Source organism: Halanaerobiales bacterium (assembly GCA_035270125.1).
In the GTDB taxonomy this organism is placed as follows: Bacteria; Bacillota; Halanaerobiia; order Halanaerobiales; family DATFIM01; genus DATFIM01.
This window is the reverse complement of the sequence record DATFIM010000051.1, coordinates 1-2800: the sequence shown is the minus strand read 5'-3', so window position 1 is coordinate 2800 and position 2800 is coordinate 1. Positions and strand designations below refer to the sequence as shown.

Below are 2800 nucleotides of genomic sequence, written 5' to 3'. Positions count from 1 at the left end.
TCCATTTCTTCAGCAATTTTTGCTGCCATTTTTGCTACATTTTCTGAATGCCCCTTTGTATACTTATCATATAACTCCAATATCTGCACAATTGAAGTTATCATTTCTTTAGTAAATTTACCCTGGAGATTATTATAGCGTCTATAGGAGAAAAAAGCTGAAGCAAGATTAGAAAAAGATCTTAATATTTTTTCTGAAACTTTAGTAAATTCTTCATTACTACCTTTTGCTATATCTAAAACCAGCCTTCCAACAGGTTCTTCATCTATTTTGATATTTGTATATAAAGATTTTTCAATAGCTTTAAAAGCATCTTTTAAAATAACCTTTTTATTTTCAGTTAGTTTATTTATATTAATAGAATAATTACTATCATAAATAACTTCTTTTTTATGCAATTCAGGAAATAATTCTTTATCTAATTTTATATTTTTTAAATTATCAATATTATGGCCAATTGTATCTACAAATTCCCATTTTTGCTTTTCTTCATTAAGTGATAAAATTTTACCATAATCTGCTTCAGGTACAATTTCTATAGCTGATTCCAGTATCTCAGATAAGAAAATATCTTTATCATTTTGATGTTCAATAAGACCTGATATAACCTTTACCATATTACTAAATCTTTTATTTAATTCATTAACCTGATCCAGACTTGATTCTAACTCTTCATTCATAGCAGTAATTTCCTCTAAATAAGCAGTTAATTGCTGATTGGCATCATTTAATTTCTGTCTTTGCTCTTTTAATTTATCCATTCTCTGTCTCTGCTCAGTAATATCAAGTCCAGTAGCAATTACATATTTAACCTTTCCATTTTCCAGCACAGCAGTATTTTTCCAGGAAATTAATCGCAATTCATCATTCTTAGTTTTAATATGATTTTTATACTCATTGGGAAAATCTTTATCTCCTACAATATTTTTAAAAACACTTTTTACTTCATTTTTTTCTTTTTCAGCTAAAAATATATCCCAGAAAGGGTTATTTAAAACTTCTTTTTCTGAATAACCAGTTATCTTTTGAGATTCATTATTAAACCTAATAATTTTACCCTCAGGGTCTAAAACTATTACTATAGCTCCCTGAATATTTAGTATTTTATTAAGAAATTTTTTCTCATTTTTTAATTCATTTTCTATATTCTTTTGTTTTCTAAAATCCTTATTAATATCTCCAGAAAACTTTTCTTCCATAACTATAATTTCTAAATGTGATTCTATTAATTCTTTAAAATACTTTAAAATTTTCTCATCACTTTTACTAAAATGGCTGTCTTTTTTATTACATAAAACAATAGAGCCAAAAATATTTTCATCTGGCCATTTTAATGAAACTTCCTTTTTCTTATTTTCCATTAATTTTAATTTATCTTCTTTTTTAAAAGTATTTTCTTCTAACTGACTAAAATACTGTAAGATTTTGGATTCATAATCTTTAGTTCTTGTTATAAAAACAATATTAACATCTATAATTTCACTCAGAGTATGAGTAATATCTTTCCATTTTATGATAAATTTTTGGGGTATTTTTAATTTTTCGAAATTTTGCATAATAAACCTCCTATTCATATTTAATGTGGACAAAAACACTCATCTTTGTTTATAAACTTCAATATTTTCTCCTTTAAACCTTTAATTTATTTCATAAAAAAACAACTCCCTTCTTTTGTTTAAGAAAGGAGTTGTTTGGCAGTCTATTTTATTTAATTTTAAATTGATCTACTTTTTCAGAAAGCTCTTCTGCAATTTCAGCAAGTTCATCAGCAGAAGATATTATTTCTTCAGTTGCTGCACTCTGTTCTTCACTTGAAGCTGCTACTTCTTCTGCATTACTGGCAGCTTCATCACTAACCTTTGCAATTTCATCAATTGCACTTTGAACTTCAGAACTATAATTTTCCATTTCTTTGTTTTTATCAGTGACATTTTTTATCAATTTATCCAATTCTAAAGCTGCATTTTTGATAGTAACAAAAACTTCACCAGTATCTTCAATAGTATTAACACTTTGATTAACTGATTTTTCATTTGATGACATTTTTTCAACTGCTTGATTTACTCCTTTTTGAATATCTTTAATCAAATCACTAATTTCATCAGTTGCATCAGATGATTCTTCAGCTAACTCTCTTATCTCATCTGCCACTACACTAAATCCTCTTCCACTTTCACCTGCTCTTGCTGCTTCAATAGCTGCATTTAAGGCAAGTAAATTTGTCTGTTCTGCGATTCCATTTATTAATTCCACAATTTCTCCAATTTTTTCAGAAGTTTTTCCTAAATCATCTATTGTATCTGAAACATCTTTAGTTTCAGTTTTTACTTTATTAATTTCTTTTATTGAAGCTTCCACATATTTATTACCATTTTCTATATTATCTATTACATTATTTGCTTTTTTAGCCATTTCATCAGACATATTACCCGATTCTTTTATTTCATTGATTAAATTAGTTATGATATCAGCTGTCTGATCTACCTGAGAAGATTGTTCTTCTGCCCCAGATGCAACATCCTGAATAGCAGCACTCACTTCTTCTGCAGAACTACCTACCTGATCTCCTGAAGCTGAGAGTTCTTCACTTGAGGCAGCAATTTTATCTGAAATCTCAATAATATTACTTATCATATTTCTCAAATTATCTTTCATTTTATTTAATAGGAACTGCTGCAGTAATTAGATATTCATTAGTTGAAGCATCCTGATAAGGTTCTGACCAGGTAATTTCCCCTTTGTTTACAGCTTTTTTATACCAGCCTCTTTCTCGCGGGTCATAATCATCTGGTAAACTATC

2 protein-coding genes are annotated in these 2800 nt (G+C 27.9%); both read right to left on the bottom strand.

Features of this window, described 5'->3' with window-relative positions; all coding sequences use genetic code 11:
• A partial coding sequence (locus VJ881_02615) for a PAS domain-containing protein (GenBank protein ID HKL74935.1) occupies positions 1-1556 on the bottom strand: 1556 nt, incomplete at its 3' end.
• A gap of 148 nt (positions 1557-1704) precedes the next feature.
• On the bottom strand, positions 1705-2655 hold the full coding sequence (locus VJ881_02610) for a methyl-accepting chemotaxis protein (GenBank protein ID HKL74934.1): 951 nt from the start codon (positions 2653-2655) through the stop codon (positions 1705-1707).
• Positions 2656-2800 lie beyond the last annotated feature (145 nt).

Excerpts from the sequence above, each read along its gene's own strand:
- VJ881_02610 (HKL74934.1), bottom strand. The coding sequence starts at position 2,655 with ATGAAAGATAATTTGAGAAATATGATAAGTAATATTATTGAGATTTCA.